General features: G+C 64.5%; 13 protein-coding genes and 1 pseudogene. 2 read left to right on the top strand and 12 right to left on the bottom strand.

All coding sequences use genetic code 11. The features are described 5' to 3' along the window. Positions 1 to 243: 243 nt before the first annotated feature. The gene (locus tag ACE3UG_RS14230) at positions 244 to 669 is read right to left on the bottom strand and encodes a F0F1 ATP synthase subunit epsilon (protein WP_374625033.1); all 426 of its coding nucleotides are present in this window, start codon (positions 667 to 669) and stop codon (positions 244 to 246) included. A gap of 281 nt (positions 670 to 950) precedes the next feature. Between ACE3UG_RS14230 and ACE3UG_RS14225 the strand changes: the two are divergent. Next, positions 951 to 1,062: pseudogene (locus ACE3UG_RS14225) on the top strand (IS5/IS1182 family transposase); the annotation flags it as partial. Here ACE3UG_RS14225 and ACE3UG_RS14220 read toward each other — a convergent pair. Together ACE3UG_RS14220 and ACE3UG_RS14215 are read right to left on the bottom strand one after the other, a co-directional pair. Continuing rightward, complete coding sequence (locus ACE3UG_RS14220) at positions 1,011 to 1,640, bottom strand: NADPH-dependent FMN reductase (protein ID WP_374624914.1); 630 nt, start codon at positions 1,638 to 1,640, stop codon at positions 1,011 to 1,013. The pseudogene ACE3UG_RS14225 and the gene ACE3UG_RS14220 overlap by 52 nt on opposite strands. Positions 1,641 to 1,707: 67 nt before the next feature. Continuing rightward, positions 1,708 to 2,220, bottom strand: coding sequence for a hypothetical protein (locus tag ACE3UG_RS14215; protein WP_374624912.1), 513 nt, complete (start codon positions 2,218 to 2,220; stop codon positions 1,708 to 1,710). Between the two features lie 356 nt (positions 2,221 to 2,576). On the opposite strand from ACE3UG_RS14215, the gene gor reads away from it, so the two are divergent. Beyond that, the gene (gor, locus tag ACE3UG_RS14210) at positions 2,577 to 3,938 is read left to right on the top strand and encodes a glutathione-disulfide reductase (RefSeq protein ID WP_374624910.1); all 1,362 of its coding nucleotides are present in this window, start codon (positions 2,577 to 2,579) and stop codon (positions 3,936 to 3,938) included. A gap of 75 nt (positions 3,939 to 4,013) precedes the next feature. On the opposite strand, the gene ACE3UG_RS14205 is transcribed toward gor, so the two are convergent. From ACE3UG_RS14205 to ACE3UG_RS14165, 9 genes are all read right to left on the bottom strand, one after another. Next, positions 4,014 to 5,342 carry a sodium-dependent transporter gene (locus ACE3UG_RS14205; protein ID WP_374624908.1) on the bottom strand — a complete coding sequence of 443 codons (1,329 nt, stop codon included), beginning with the start codon at positions 5,340 to 5,342 and terminating at the stop codon, positions 4,014 to 4,016. Positions 5,343 to 5,651: 309 nt separating this feature from the next. Next, a complete protein-coding gene (locus ACE3UG_RS14200; protein WP_374624906.1) occupies positions 5,652 to 6,413 on the bottom strand; it encodes a phytanoyl-CoA dioxygenase family protein in 762 nt (253 codons plus the stop codon). Between the two features lie 143 nt (positions 6,414 to 6,556). Beyond that, on the bottom strand, positions 6,557 to 6,925 hold the full coding sequence (locus ACE3UG_RS14195) for a hypothetical protein (RefSeq protein ID WP_374624904.1): 369 nt from the start codon (positions 6,923 to 6,925) through the stop codon (positions 6,557 to 6,559). A gap of 205 nt (positions 6,926 to 7,130) precedes the next feature. Continuing rightward, positions 7,131 to 7,382, bottom strand: coding sequence for a hypothetical protein (locus ACE3UG_RS14190; RefSeq protein ID WP_374624902.1), 252 nt, complete (start codon positions 7,380 to 7,382; stop codon positions 7,131 to 7,133). An 86-nt stretch (positions 7,383 to 7,468) separates the two neighbouring features. Continuing rightward, entirely contained in the window at positions 7,469 to 7,702 is a 234-nt protein-coding gene (locus ACE3UG_RS14185; protein WP_374624900.1) for a formate dehydrogenase subunit delta, read from the bottom strand. 18 nt (positions 7,703 to 7,720) lie between these two features. Continuing rightward, a complete protein-coding gene (gene fdhD, locus ACE3UG_RS14180) occupies positions 7,721 to 8,629 on the bottom strand; it encodes a formate dehydrogenase accessory sulfurtransferase FdhD (RefSeq protein ID WP_374624898.1) in 909 nt (302 codons plus the stop codon). 109 nt (positions 8,630 to 8,738) lie between these two features. Continuing rightward, the gene (gene fdhF / locus ACE3UG_RS14175) at positions 8,739 to 11,624 is read right to left on the bottom strand and encodes a formate dehydrogenase subunit alpha (protein WP_374624896.1); all 2,886 of its coding nucleotides are present in this window, start codon (positions 11,622 to 11,624) and stop codon (positions 8,739 to 8,741) included. 30 nt (positions 11,625 to 11,654) lie between these two features. Next, positions 11,655 to 13,295, bottom strand: a complete 1,641-nt coding sequence (locus tag ACE3UG_RS14170) for a formate dehydrogenase beta subunit (protein ID WP_374624894.1) — start codon at positions 13,293 to 13,295, stop codon at positions 11,655 to 11,657. Then, positions 13,288 to 13,770, bottom strand: a complete 483-nt coding sequence (locus tag ACE3UG_RS14165) for an NAD(P)H-dependent oxidoreductase subunit E (RefSeq protein ID WP_374624892.1) — start codon at positions 13,768 to 13,770, stop codon at positions 13,288 to 13,290. The genes ACE3UG_RS14170 and ACE3UG_RS14165 overlap by 8 nt, the downstream gene beginning before the upstream one ends. Between the last annotated feature and the right edge of the window lie 241 nt (positions 13,771 to 14,011).

The following is a 14,011-nucleotide window of genomic DNA, read 5'->3' as shown; positions in this document are numbered from 1 at the left end:
GCGGTTGCACCGCGAGAGCGCGGGCGTGCGGGGTGATCGATAGGGGCGTGCCGCGCCCCGCGGCCGATGGACGGAGTGCGTTAGGGGTCTGGCGAGGGATGGCAAAACTGGGCGGCTTGGGCCGAATGCGGGGCGCAAAAAATACGGGCAGCCCGTGCGGACTGCCCGTCGTGTCGACGCTCACGCGGACGATTCAGCGCAGTGTGGCGGCAAAACGTGCGGTGCGATTGGGGCGTCGCCGTGTCAGCGAGGCTCTTTTTGTTTGCGCAGGCGCCGGATGGCTTGCAATTGCGCCACGGCTTGCGCGAGTTCTGCCTGCGCTTTGGCGTAATCTATATTGCTCGCCTGTGTCTCGAGCAACGCCGTGGCGTCCTCGCGGGCGCGCTGGGCACGCGCTTCGTCAAGACTTTCGGCACGCATCGCGGTGTCGGCCAGAATCGTCACCCGATCCGGTTGAATTTCGACGAAGCCGCCCGCGATGTAGAGAAACGTATCGGCCCCGTCTTCCCCTTCGATCCGCACGGTGCCGGGGCGCACCGCCGTGAGCAAGGGCGTGTGTCCCGGAAGCACGCCCAGTTCGCCCGACGTCCCGGGGACCACGACGAAGCGCGCCTCGCCGGAAAATAGAGCCCGTTCCGTGCTCACCACGTCGACCTTGAGTAACGCCATGCCGTTCATTTCTCCCTGCGATGCCACTGACATCGCCCAAATCGACGCCCCTGGCTCGCACGGTCGACGCAGCCTGATTCGACCGGATGACGCGCAACGTCCAATGCCGTTTCGTCGGCCGCACCTTGCGCAAGCCGCAGTCCGCATGTCTCGGGGAGATGTCACGCGCGAAGTGCGGAACCATCCTAACCGCATTGATCTTGGCGAGGCAAGTCCGCACGACGCGCGTGCGACGGCGACGGCGACGGCGATGGCGATGCGCGCGAACGAGTTGCCGGGCGGGGCGGAACCCAACTGACCGCGGCATGCTTGGCATGCGAACGGCACGTCGCGGTAGACGCTCAGGGCGTTCCGTTGTCGGTGCTCGTGACAGGTGCTAACCGGCACGATTCAAAGGAGATTGCTTCTACGAAGTTAGACAAGAACGTCGATATTTGTGACCCATACTCGCGTTGAGACAACACATCGGCTATCTCGTCCGGAGATTTACCGATGAGTGGGACGCGCAGGAACAGGGGTTCGAGGAAGCGGTCACTAACGGTCGAAAGCACGAGCCGCAGAGATGCAAGCATCTCATCGCCTCGATGGGATGCGTGTGCAAGCACTATGGGCTTTCCAACGACTTCAAATCGAGAAACCATCCAGTCGACTGCATTTTTCAGGCCACCTGGAATCGCTCTTACATACTCGGGACTCGATATGATGATGCCGTCGGAAGCCGATACGAGTTCCAGAAACTCGATGACTTGCGGCGGTGTATTGCTTTCCTCCGCGTCAGGTGAGAAGACCGGCAAGGTGTCCAGACGATGAAAAACAGACAGCTTGACGTCGGCCGGGACGAAGTCCTTCATCGCCATCAGCAACGCAGTATTGGTGGAATTCCGGCGCGAGCTACCGGAAATAGCCAAGAGCTTCATGTCAATGAGATTTGATTGGCGGCCAGCCCCCTGCCGACCAACGTCGAACATCATAATACGGATGGGTAGCGTGTTCGAGCAATGACCTTGCCATCGATGCGGACGGTTTTGTTAGCCACGCTTAAAAATGCAGTCCGAAATATTCAGGTGCGCCGGCGAAGAGCTGCGTGCTTAGCACCGGATTGGAGAGCGCACGATGCCAGACGGTCTGATACAGGCCCGTCAGCCCGGCACGCGGGCCAGCGACGACATCGTAGGTCAGCTCCGTCAGTCCGGCATTGCCAAGCGTGCTGCTCAGGGTGCCGCCACCGACGATGATCGGCTCGGACGCCCAGGCGCCTGCTTGCGTGAACACGTCGTGCCAGGGCGCCGGCGCTACGCCGACGAGTGCCGCCGGCGGCGAGCCAGGCGGCGCGAAGGCCGACGCTCGGGCCGCACGCTTCGCACGTGCGGCCCGAGACGGCCGGGTGCCGTGCCTGACGCCGGTAGCGATGGGCTTCTTGCTGGCCGATCCACGCGAATGACTCGCAGTGCCCGGCGAATTCGCGGCATGTGCCGATGCCGGAATCCAGAAGCAACACAGCAACACCAGCGCCAATGGGGCGCCCATGAGGCGGGAGAGCGACTTCGTCATGACATCCTCGCGTGCCAGCGGTGAATCCCGCCTGTCTTGACAACCTCTCAGCAACTTTCGGACCACTAGGAACAACCTATTGATTCCTATGCACTTCCGCCCCAACCTCTCGCGCCGCGCTGCGACGCCCCCTCGAAAAGTGTTTCATTTCCGAAACGTCGGCCCATCCTGATGACGGGCCGGCTGTGCGCTGTGCTCCGAATCGAGACTCGGACGACGCCGAAAGCACGAGCGCCTCGCAGACGTTCCGGGCGGGTCTCTGGCACAATCGCTCAACGCCAGACGCGATGGCCGTCGTGACGCGATTCGAAGCCCGTCGTCAGTTCGACGTGCCGCATGACCTAGAGGAGTCAGCAATGCCCCAGTTCGATGTAGATCTTTTCGTGATCGGTGCCGGTTCCGGCGGTGTGCGCGCAGCGCGCGTTGCGGCGCAGTATGGTGCTCGCGTGAAAGTCGCGGAGGAATATCGCGTCGGCGGTACCTGCGTCATTCGCGGTTGCGTGCCGAAGAAGCTGCTCGTCTACGCGAGCCGCTTCGCCGATGAGTTCGAGGACGCCGCCGGTTTTGGCTGGCAAGTGCAGGCCCCCAAGTTCGACTGGAACACGCTGATCGCGCGCAAGGACAGTGAAATCGCCCGGCTCGAAGGCATCTATCGGACCAATCTGGAACGCGCCGGCGCCGAGCTCATCGAGGCACGCGCGGTGGTCGAAGGTCCGCACACGGTTGTGCTGCCGGCGACCGGGGAGCGCATCACGGCCCGCCATATTCTGATCGCTACGGGCGGCAAACCGGCGGACCAACCGCATTTCATCGGGCGCGAGCATGCCATCTCGTCGAACGAGGTGTTTCATCTTGCATCGCTCCCCGAGCGCATCACGATCATCGGCGGCGGCTACATCGCGCTGGAGTTCGCCGGCGTGTTCGCCGGACTCGGCTCGAAAGTCACGGTCGTGCATCGCGGCCCGCATCTGTTGCGCGGCTTTGACGAAGAGGTACGCACCGCGCTCGAGGCTGCGTATCGCGAACGCGGCATCGACATCCTGCTCGAGCGCACCGTCACGCATGCGGACAAGGCGCAGGGGCGTTTGCGTATCACGCTGTCGGACGGCAGCACGCACGACGCCGATGCCCTGCTGAGTGCGGCCGGACGCGTGCCGTACACCCAAGGCCTCGGCCTTGCCGCGAGCGGCGTGGCCCTGGACGACAAGGGCGCGGTGATTGTCGACGAATTCTCGCGCACCAACGTGCCGTCGATCTTTGCCGTGGGCGACGTCACCGACCGCGTCAATCTGACGCCGATGGCGATTCGCGAAGGCCAGGCGTTTGCCGATACGGTGTTCGGAGAGCGTACGACGCGCGTGGACCACAAGCTGATTCCGACCGCCGTGTTCAGTACGCCGGAGATCGGCGTGGTCGGATTGACCGAGCACGAGGCACGCACGCTTTATCCACAGATCAAGGTGTATAAGGCGTCTTTCCGCCCGCTCAAGGCGACGCTCTCGGGCCGTCAGGAGAAGATCTTGATGAAGCTGATCGTCGACGGCGCCACCGACAAGATCGTCGGTGCCCACATGGTGGGCGATCACGCGGGCGAGCAAGTGCAGTTGCTGGGCGTGGCGTTGTCGATGGGGGCCACGAAGGCCGACTTCGACCGCACCCTCGCGGTCCATCCGACCGCCGCCGAGGAGTGGGTCACGATGCGAACGCCCGTCGCGTGATTCGGGAGCATCGAGATCGGTTCGGACGGGCGCACGCGCCCGCCTGCCCTGCCCTGTCCTGCCCCGGCCTGGGCTTCAAAGGCTCTGATACCACACGCCGACGATGGCGATGGGCGTGAGCACCAGCAGCAACACTCGCCACACCGGTGCGAACCACTGCGCGCGCGTGCCATCGAGTACGGTACGCGCCTTCGGCCAGATACGCGCACCCACGAAGAACGCCACGCATAAGCCCCCTGCCGGCATCAGCAAATTGACGGTCGCGTAGTCCATCAGGTCGAAAATCGTGCGGTTGAAAATGCGCACGTTCGACCACACGCCAAAGGACAACGCTGCCGGCGCGCCGAAGACAAACGTGGCCACCATCACGGCGACCACCGCCGGCCCACGACGCCACTGGTATTCGTCGATGAGAAATGCCGTGACCGGCTCGAACAGCGAGACGGCAGACGTCAGCGCCGCAAACAGGAGCAGCAGAAAGAACGCAATCGCCACCAAATGACCGAAGGGCATCTGCGCGAAAATCGCGGGCATCGTAATGAAGGTGAGGCCCGGGCCCGCGTTGGGTGCGACACCAAATGCAAAAACGGCGGGCAAAATCATCAGCCCGGCGAGGAAGCAGGCCAGCGTGGCGAGCGTCGCAACCCAGACCGCAGAGCCTGCCAGTCGCGCGTCTTTGGGCAGGTATGAGCCATACACGACGATCATGCCCGCGCCGAGCGACAACGAGAAGAATGCCAACCCCAACGCCTCGAGGAGCGTGCTCCCGGAAATGACGGAGAAGTCGGGCGTCAGGAACCACGCAACGCCAGCCATTGCGCCCGGCAACGTGAGCGCGCGCGCGATCACCAGCAGCATCAACACGAACAGCGCGGGCATGAGCCACTTGCCTGCGCGCTCGATGCCTTTTTGCACGCCGGCGGCCACGATCACGGTTGTCATTCCGAGAAAGGCCGCCATGCTGGCAAGCGATGCCACCGGGTCCGCAATGAACGCCGAGAACTCACTGACCAGACGTTCCGTGTCGTTGGCCAATACCGTACCGGTCATCGCGCGCATCAAGTACGCCACCGTCCAGCCGCCGACCACCACGTAAAACGACAGAATCGCGAATGCATTGAACGTGGCGATGCGTCCGACCCATGCCCAGCCGCGTCCGCCCAACTCGCGCAGCGCAGTCGTCGCCGACTTGCCCGTCAACCGGCCGATGGTCATCTCGGCAAGCAACAGCGCCACGCCAAGCGTCAGCACACAGCCCAGATACATCAGGAGAAACGCGCCGCCTCCATGCTCGCCCACCACATACGGAAATTTCCATACTGCGCCGAGGCCTACCGCAGAACCGGCAGCCGCGAGCACGAAGCCCAGCCGCGATCCCCAGGTAGCGCGGGCGTCAGGTGCCACGGATGTCGCGGCAGCGGGGGGTGCCGCAGGTGTAACGGGCAAATGGGACACGTGTTTCCTCCGGAAACGGTCGTACACGCTCCGCTGAACGTTTTCACGGGAGCGACACGACACTTGTCATGGAATGGCGTCAGGCAGATTACTGGCGCAGCACGGTGTCGCCCTCCGGGCGTTTTCACTCATATGCGCCGGCGCACGACACCACAAGGGCGGCCGGAGAGTCTACGCGGGAAAAGGTGCCCAACCATTTAGGAAAGAACCCAAAATGGTGGGCGGCGCCGGCGCTAGGGACGCCCGGCGCCTGAAGCGTCAATGGCCAAGCGCGACTTCGCCGGCAGATGCCGAGCGTGTGCCCGGCGTGGGCGGGTTATGTTCCCCGCGATACGCAAACACAACCGAGAATTTCGTGGTATCGCCCTCGTTCCGCCCTGCGGCGTGGAACAGGCCGCTATGAAAGAGCACGACGTCGCCCTGCGCCAGTTCCACTTGCCGACCGCGCGCGACGAGCGCCTGGTTGTCGGGTTCATCGGGGCGCAGAAAGTCGAGCGAATCGAGCTGGTGGGGCTTGAGTTGCTCGCGATGCGAGCCCGGGATGAACCGAAGCGCACCGTTATCGCGGGTTTCCGGCCCGAGCGCCAGCCACACGGACACGAGCGAATTCTGCGGGAACGACCAATACCGGATATCGCGATGCCAACCGGTGGCCGTGCCGAAATGCGGATGCTTGGTCATCACGCAATTGTGATGGGCCAGCGTGAGCACGACGTCCTCGCCGAAGATCTGCGCGAGCGACTCGACCAGATCGCGGCGCGTTGCCCATCGACGTAGCGCCTCGCCACGGTCGTACGCCTTGAGCAACCGACGCACGGTCTGCCCCCCTTCGGCTTCGCGCGATGCCGGCGCCCCGGCATAGCCGACATCGGCCTCGAACTCGAGTGGCGACGTGGCCGCCGCCAACTGCGCTCGCGCTTCGGCCAGCATCGCCTCACAGTCAGTCGGCGCCACATAGCGCGGAAGAATCAGATAACCGTCGTTACGGAAGGTTTCGAGTTGCGATGGGGTAAGCGCCATAGGGGTCGGCGAAGCAGCAAGAGAACTGGACGTTGAGGGAGATTCGCTAACGTAACCGGAGTAACTGGAATAACTGGAGTAACTGCATGAATCGGGAGGACGGGCGCGACATCGATCGGGACATCGCGGTCGCGGCGAACCGCTCAGGCGGCGCGCTTGCGTCGTCGGGGCGGCAGGTCGGCGGCCGACGGGGGGCCGAGCGCGGATTCGGGTTGCGGTACGTCGGTGCCGGGCAACGATGCTTGCGGATTTCCCGCAGGACGCGGCGTATCGACCACACTGCGCAGACGATCGAGCTCACGCGTGAGCCTCGCCAATTGATACTCCAACTGGCAATTACGGCGGTAAAGCGTGCGCATTTTCTGGCTGAGCGCCTGCGTCTGTGTCCAGTACTCCGGATACATGACGAAACGCCCATCCGGGCGCTCGACCACGCCCAACCCGCTCTGTCCCATCACATCGATGGTTTCCAGCGCGTAGCGCCGAACTTTTTTTAACGTACCTGCCGCCATTGATTTCCTACAGTCCCAGCCTAAGAGGGTCAGGCGCCGAATTTTGCCACGAATTCGCCCCGCCCGGGCGGCAAACCCGCGCCGGGCCGGAGATTTATTTTCGCCCAAGTCCCCCGCCAGACGGGGCTGTGCGCCAAACATACTTGCATTGGGGCACAATCCGCCGGCATTGGGGCGCAAACCCACCGCAAACGCATCGAACGCGTCAACGTTTTGGTGTCTTCCGAGTATCGATGGACACGGGGTCGCTGGCGGGAAACGTTTCCGTCAGCCCTTCGTCGAGACGCTTCGTCTCGGCAGATTTCGACGCAGGGACGTGCTTCGGCTTGTCAATCCCGATGGAGACGGGGTCACTCGCCGGAAACGTCTCATCGAGTCCTTCGTCGAGGTCGCGCTCTACCTGATCTTCCTCCGGTAGAGGTTGTGGGCCGGGCTTGCGCGTAGGGGTGTCGCTCATCAAGGCCTCCGCAGGTGAGGTCGCGCCAGTGCGCGACCGACACCCCCACTATACCGCGAGCAACGTATGGACACATCGGATGGGCGTCAGCTTGCCGGTGCCAGCGATTCACCATGACGCACCAGCGCCTCGCGCACCAGCGCGTGCAGCTCGGCGGCGGCAGGCGTGTGCGCCATTGCCAGAATCTGTGCGCGCATGCGCGGGTCCCAGAACTTGCGCAGATGCGCGGCGAATTCCGTCAGCGCCTCATCGCGATCGGGCATCGAGTCGAAGAAGTCTGCGATGTGATTGGCCATGCGTACGAGGTTATTACCGTCCATCGAAAGTCTTCCGCTCCTTCATTGCGGTCGGGCGCTGTCGTCGAGCGCCGCCCCGCCGGTGTAGATGACGCATTGTTCACCGCGCACGAACCCCACCAGCGCGACGCCCGCATCGGCCGCCGTACGCACCGCCAAGGCCGTCGCCGCCGAGACGGCCGCGACCATCGGAATGCCGACCTGCGCAGCCTTCTGCACGATTTCGACGCTTGCACGGCTTGTCATGAGGACAAAGCCGCAGTCGAAGGGCCGTGCGTCGCGCGCCAAGGCGCCAATCAGCTTGTCGAGCGCGTTGTGCCGGCCCACGTCCTCACGCATGCACAGGATCTCGCCCTGCACCGAGCACCAGGCGGCACCGTGGACGGCCCCCGTCACCCCGTTCAGCGGCTGATGCCGCGCCAGCCCGGCATAGGCCGATGCCAGCGCGGCGTGAGACACGCGCAGCGGCTCCCCGGCCGCAGGCAGCGCACGCAAGACCTGATCGAGACTCTCCGTGCCGCATAGCCCGCAGCCGGTGCGCCCGGTGAGGTTACGGCGACGTTCCTTGAGTCCGGCAAATGCGCGCGACGAGATCTCGAGATGCACCGTAATGCCCTGCACGGTTGCCGTCACATCCACGCCATAGCATTCGCGCCGGTCGTTGAGAATGCCCTCGGACATCGCGAAACCCAACGCAAAGTCCTCGATATCGGCCGGCGTCGCGAGCATCACCACATGGGAGATGCCATTGAACTCCAGCGCGACGGGCACTTCTTCGGCCAGATCGTCGCGCGCCTGGTGCCACGCCCCATGACGGAAGCGCCGCACGTCGAACGCGGCGCTCGGCGTCAGGCTGTCCGGGTCGATCACACGCGGCGCCACGTCACAGGCCGACGCGACTGTATCGCCGTCGCCACTGCCTTCGCTGGCGCCGACATGGTGCTGCGCCATGTCCATGTCATCGCGAGGCAATTCGCGGACGGGCTGCCGGCCGCCTCGGTCACGTAAAGGGTTGGACATCGTCAAACGCTGACTCCTGGTCAATTCGCCGATCTCACCGCTACTTCGCCGAAACCGGCTCGTGAGGATGGCGGGCCGCATCGAGCAGGTCGAGCTGCTCGCGGTTGAATGTCGAATATTTCGCCTGCCATGCCGAGGGCTGCACCACCGGCAACACCTGGACTGCGGTCACCTTGTACTCGGGACAATTGGTCGCCCAGTCGGAGTTGTCGGTCGTGATCACGTTCGCCCCCGACTCCGGGAAATGGAACGTCGTGTACACCACCCCCGGCTGCATGCGCTCGCTGAGCATCGCGCGAAGTACCGTCTCGCCCGCCCGACTGCGAATGCCGACCCAATCGCTGTCCTTGATGCCACGCTCCTGCGCATCGTGAGGGTGGATTTCGAGCCGGTCTTCATCGTGCCAGTCAACGTTGTGCGTACGACGCGTCTGCGCTCCGACATTGTATTGCGAGAGAATGCGCCCCGTGGTGAGCAGCAGGGGATAGCGCGGCGTGACCTTCTCGTCGGTAGGCACGTATTTCGTGATGATGAAGCGCCCCTTGCCGCGCACGAACGCGCCCACGTGCATGATCGGTGTACCGTCCGGCGCCGCGTCGTTGCACGGCCATTGCAGACTGCCGGCCTCGTCGAGTCGCGCGTAGCTCACGCCACGGAACGTCGGGGTCAGCCGGGCGATCTCGTCCATGATCTGCGACGGATGCGTGTACGGCATCTCGTAACCGAGGCGCTTCGCAAGAGCGATCGTCACCTCCCAGTCCGCCATGCCCGGCAGCGGCGGCATCACACGACGCACGCGCGAGATGCGCCGCTCCGCGTTCGTGAACGTACCGTCCTTTTCGAGAAACGTCGTGCCGGGCAACAGCACATGGGCGTATTTCGCAGTTTCGTTCAGGAAGATGTCCTGCACGACGATGCACTCCATCGCCTCCATCGCCGCAGCAACGTGCTGTGTATTCGGGTCGGACTGCACGATGTCCTCGCCCTGGCAGTACAGGCCCTTGAAAGTGCCGTGGATCGCGGCATCGAACATGTTCGGAATTCGCAGACCCGGTTCGGCTTGCAGCGCGACACCCCACGCCGCTTCGAACTCCTCGCGGACCAACGTATCGGAGACATGCCGGTAACCGGGCAACTCATGGGGGAACGACCCCATATCGCACGATCCCTGTACGTTGTTCTGACCACGCAGCGGGTTCACGCCCACGCCCTCGCGCCCGACGTTGCCGGTGGCCATCGCCAGGTTCGCAATACCCATGACGGCGGTCGAGCCTTGCGCGTGCTCCGTCACCCCCAGTCCGTAATAGATCGCTGCATTCCCGCCTGTGGCGTACAGCCGGGCTGCGCCGCGAATCAGCTCCGCGGCCACGCCGGTGACGACGGACACGGCTTCGGGCGAGTTCTCCGGCAGCGCCGCGAAGTCGCGCCATTGTGCGAACGCGCGGTCTTCGCAGCGCCCGGCGATAAAATCTTCGGCCAGCAGCCCCTCGGTCACGATCACGTGCGCAAAAGCGTTGACCATCGCCACATTGGTCCCGGGACGCAACGCCAGGTGATACGCCGCCTTCACATGCGGCCCGTCCACGATATCGATGCGACGCGGATCGATCACGATCAGGTTCGCCCCTTCGCGCACCCGGCGCTTGAGCCGCGAAGCGAACACCGGATGCCCATCCGTCGGATTGGCGCCCATCACGAGAATGACGTCGGCATGCTCGATCGATTTGAACGTCTGCGTGCCGGCAGACTCGCCGAGGGTCTGCTTCAGTCCATAGCCGGTGGGCGAATGGCACACGCGCGCACAGGTGTCGACGTTGTTGTTGCCGAACGCGGCGCGCACGAGCTTCTGCACGAGATACGTCTCTTCGTTCGTGCAACGCGAGGACGTGATCCCGCCGATGGCGTCGCGACCGTACTTCGACTGAATGCGCCGGAACTCGGACGCCGCGTAGTCCAGCGCCTCGTCCCAGGATACTTCGCGCCACGGATCGGTGATCTTGCGGCGGATCATCGGCCGGGTGATGCGGTCCTTGTGCGTGGCGTATCCCCAGGCGAAGCGCCCTTTCACGCACGCGTGGCCTTCGTTCGCACCGCCCTCCTTGTAGGGCGTCATGCGCACGACTTCGCCGCCCTTCATCTCCGCCTTGAAGGCGCAGCCAACACCGCAGTACGCGCACGTCGTCACCACCGCATGTTCGGGCTGCCCGAGTGCGATCACGGTCTTTTCCTGGAGCGTTGCGGTCGGACAGGCCGACACGCACGCGCCGCACGACACGCACTCCGAGTCCATGAACGGCTGGTCCTGCCCGGCCGACACCCGCGCCTCGAAGCCACGCCCGGAGATCGTCAGTGCAAACGTGCCCTGCGTCTCCTCGCACGCCCGCACACAGCGGTTGCAGACGATGCATTTCGACGGGTCGTACGTGAAGTACGGGTTCGACTCGTCCTTTGCGCTCTGGATGTGGTTATCGCCGTCGAAACCGTATCGCACCTCACGCAGCCCGGTCACGCCCGCCATGTCCTGCAATTCGCAATCGCCGTTGGCGGCGCAGGTCAGGCAGTCGAGCGGGTGATCGGAGATGTAGAGCTCCATCACGTTGCGCCGCAGGTCTTGCAGCCTGGGGGACTGCGTGCGCACCTTCATGCCCGGCTCGACGGGGGTCGTACACGACGCGGGATACCCGCGCCGCCCCTCGATCTCGACGAGGCACAGGCGGCACGACCCGAAGGGCTCGAGCGAATCCGTCGCGCAAAGCTTGGGGATGTTGACGTCGGTGCCTGCTGCGGCGCGCATGATCGACGTGCCGGCCGGCACCGTCACGGCCTGACCGTCGATCTCGAGCGTAACGTCCACTTCGCTCTCACGCAGCGGCGTGCCCATGTCCGGGTCGTGGCCCGGCGTGACTTGCGCGTTCAGATGGTTCATGTGTTCTCCTCCCTGTCTGGCGCTGGCGCGTCAGGCGGCTTCGGCGCACCCGGCGCCATCGGGCAGACCGAAGTCTGCCGGGAAATGTTCGAGCGCGGAGCGCACCGGAAATGGCGTCATGCCGCCCATCGCGCACAGCGACCCCGCCACCATCGTGTCGCAGAGATCGTGCAGCAGTTGCACTTGTCGCGAAGACGTATCCCCGCGCCGGATCCGCTCGATCACTTCGACACCGCGCGTCGCGCCGATACGGCACGGCGTGCATTTGCCGCACGACTCGTGCGCGCAGAATTGCATGGCGTAGCTCGCCAGCGCCGCGAGGTCTGCCGTGTCGTCGTGGACGACCACGCCACCATGGCCGACAACGGCCCCCAGCGCGGCATACGCCTCGTAATCCATCGGCACGTCCCACTGCGCATTCGGTAGATAGGCACCAAGCGGGCCGCCGACCTGAATGGCCTTGGCGGGCCGCCCACTGGCCGTGCCACCGCCAAAGTCGTCGAGCAGTGTGCGCAGCGTGACGCCGAACGCCAGCTCCACAAGCCCTCCGCGCCGCACATTGCCCGCGAGTTGCACCGGCAACGTGCCCTGCGAGCGGCCCATGCCGAACGCACGATAGGCGGGCGCGCCGTGCGCAAAGATGAACGGCACGCTCGCGAGCGTAATCACGTTGTGGATGAGCGTCGGCTCGCCGAAGAGTCCGGCCAGCGCGGGAATCGGCGGCTTCGCGCGCACCACGCCGCGCTTGCCCTCCAGGCTCTCGAGCAATGCCGTTTCCTCGCCACAGATATAAGCGCCGGCTGCCTTGGCGACACGCAACTCGCAAGCGCGGCCCGAGCCGAGCACATCGGCGCCCAGCCAGCCTTGCCGGCGCGCAACGAGAATGGCGGCCTCAAGCGTCGCAATGGCGTGGGGATATTCACTGCGCACGTAGACGATGCCTTCGCTTGCCCCGACGGCGAGCACCGCGATAATCATCCCTTCGATGAGAACGAACGGGTCGCTCTCCATGATGAGCCGGTCGGCAAACGTACCGGAATCGCCCTCGTCCGCATTGCAAACGACGTATTTGCAGGCCGACGCCGCACGGCTGACGGTACGCCATTTGATCCCCGCAGGAAACGCGGCACCACCGCGCCCACGCAGCCCCGAGTCAAGCACTGTCTGGCACGCGGCCTCGGCATCGAGCGCCAGACACGCCCGCAGTCCCGCCAGGCCGCCATGCGCTTCGTAGTCCGCCGGGTCGAGGGGGTCGGTCAAGCCCACACGCGCGAACGTCAGACGTTGTTGCCGCGCCAGATAAGGAATCGCATCGACCCGCCCGACGCATGCGGGCATGAGGGCCTCCCAACTGCCATCGGGGTTGTCGGTGCCGAACTCACGCGAGGCGTCTTCGGTGGCGCACGCAGGCCAGCCGCTATCGAACAGCGCGCCAACCTGGGAGGCCTGCACATTGCTGTACCCGACGCGTCCGGCCGGTGTCGCCACTTCGACGAGCGGCTCCAGCCAGAACAGTCCGCGCGAGCCGTTGCGAACGATCTCGACGGCAATGCCTCGCCGGGTGGCTTCGCTCGCCACGGCGGCCGCGAGCCGATCTGCGCCCAAGGCGAGCGCCGCCGAATCGCGCGGGATATAAAGACGGTACGGACCGCGCTGCGAAAACTCAGCCATGACCACCCTCCGTGCGTATCACCGCCGATGCCAGCGCCACGTCGAACCGCGTCGCACTCATGCGCGCGTGCAATTCGCCATTGATCGTCAGGGCCGGGGACAACGCACACTGACCGAGGCAGTAAACCGACTCGACGCCGACGCCGTCGCACGATGCGCCGTCGATATGCGCCCCCGTGCAGGCTTCGATATGCGCGACGAGCGCTTCACCCCCTCGACTGCGACAGGCCTCCGCGCGGCAGACCTGGACCACGGTGGGCGGCGGCGGCGCGCTGCGAAAGTGGTGATAGAAAGTGATCACGCCGTGCACTTCGGCGCGAGATAGATTCAGGGCTGTGGCGATGGCCGGCACATGGGCCGGGTCGACGTAGCCGTCGGCGTCCTGCAAGGCATGCAGCAGCGGCAAAAGCTCGTGCGCACGACCACTGTGGCGAGCCAGCAGCGGCGCGAGCGTCGCATGCGGGGTGGGCACCATCTCGAATGTCTCCTGGGGCGAAACGGCGCTTCATATGTTTTTTATTGCATATGATCGCAACGCATTTCTGGGGGCTAGGCACTTAGGACATTAGTCCAAACACGGCCACCCAACAAGCCTCGTGGAAACACCGATGGTCGCCTTTCTGGCTTTCGCTGCATGGCAACATGCCACATGGACGCAAGCCGTATCGGCTGGGCATTCGATCGCGCAATTTCATGTGCACATCATATGCAAGAAA

This window comes from Pandoraea sp., assembly GCF_041919235.1.
Lineage (GTDB): Bacteria > Pseudomonadota > Gammaproteobacteria > Burkholderiales > Burkholderiaceae > Pandoraea.
Note: the sequence above shows the minus strand (reverse complement) of the source record. Positions and strands in the feature narration are given on the sequence as shown.

Coding starts and splice junctions, on each gene's coding strand:
- ACE3UG_RS14230 (WP_374625033.1), bottom strand. CDS start 669: ATGGCGTTACTCAAGGTCGACGTGGTGAGCACGGAACGGGCTCTATTT.
- ACE3UG_RS14220 (WP_374624914.1), bottom strand. CDS start 1,640: ATGATGTTCGACGTTGGTCGGCAGGGGGCTGGCCGCCAATCAAATCTC.
- ACE3UG_RS14215 (WP_374624912.1), bottom strand. CDS start 2,220: ATGACGAAGTCGCTCTCCCGCCTCATGGGCGCCCCATTGGCGCTGGTG.
- gor (WP_374624910.1), top strand. CDS start 2,577: ATGCCCCAGTTCGATGTAGATCTTTTCGTGATCGGTGCCGGTTCCGGC.
- ACE3UG_RS14200 (WP_374624906.1), bottom strand. CDS start 6,413: ATGGCGCTTACCCCATCGCAACTCGAAACCTTCCGTAACGACGGTTAT.
- ACE3UG_RS14195 (WP_374624904.1), bottom strand. CDS start 6,925: ATGGCGGCAGGTACGTTAAAAAAAGTTCGGCGCTACGCGCTGGAAACC.
- ACE3UG_RS14190 (WP_374624902.1), bottom strand. CDS start 7,382: ATGAGCGACACCCCTACGCGCAAGCCCGGCCCACAACCTCTACCGGAG.
- ACE3UG_RS14185 (WP_374624900.1), bottom strand. CDS start 7,702: ATGGACGGTAATAACCTCGTACGCATGGCCAATCACATCGCAGACTTC.
- fdhD (WP_374624898.1), bottom strand. CDS start 8,629: ATGGCGCAGCACCATGTCGGCGCCAGCGAAGGCAGTGGCGACGGCGAT.
- fdhF (WP_374624896.1), bottom strand. CDS start 11,624: ATGAACCATCTGAACGCGCAAGTCACGCCGGGCCACGACCCGGACATG.
- ACE3UG_RS14170 (WP_374624894.1), bottom strand. CDS start 13,295: ATGGCTGAGTTTTCGCAGCGCGGTCCGTACCGTCTTTATATCCCGCGC.
- ACE3UG_RS14165 (WP_374624892.1), bottom strand. CDS start 13,770: ATGGTGCCCACCCCGCATGCGACGCTCGCGCCGCTGCTGGCTCGCCAC.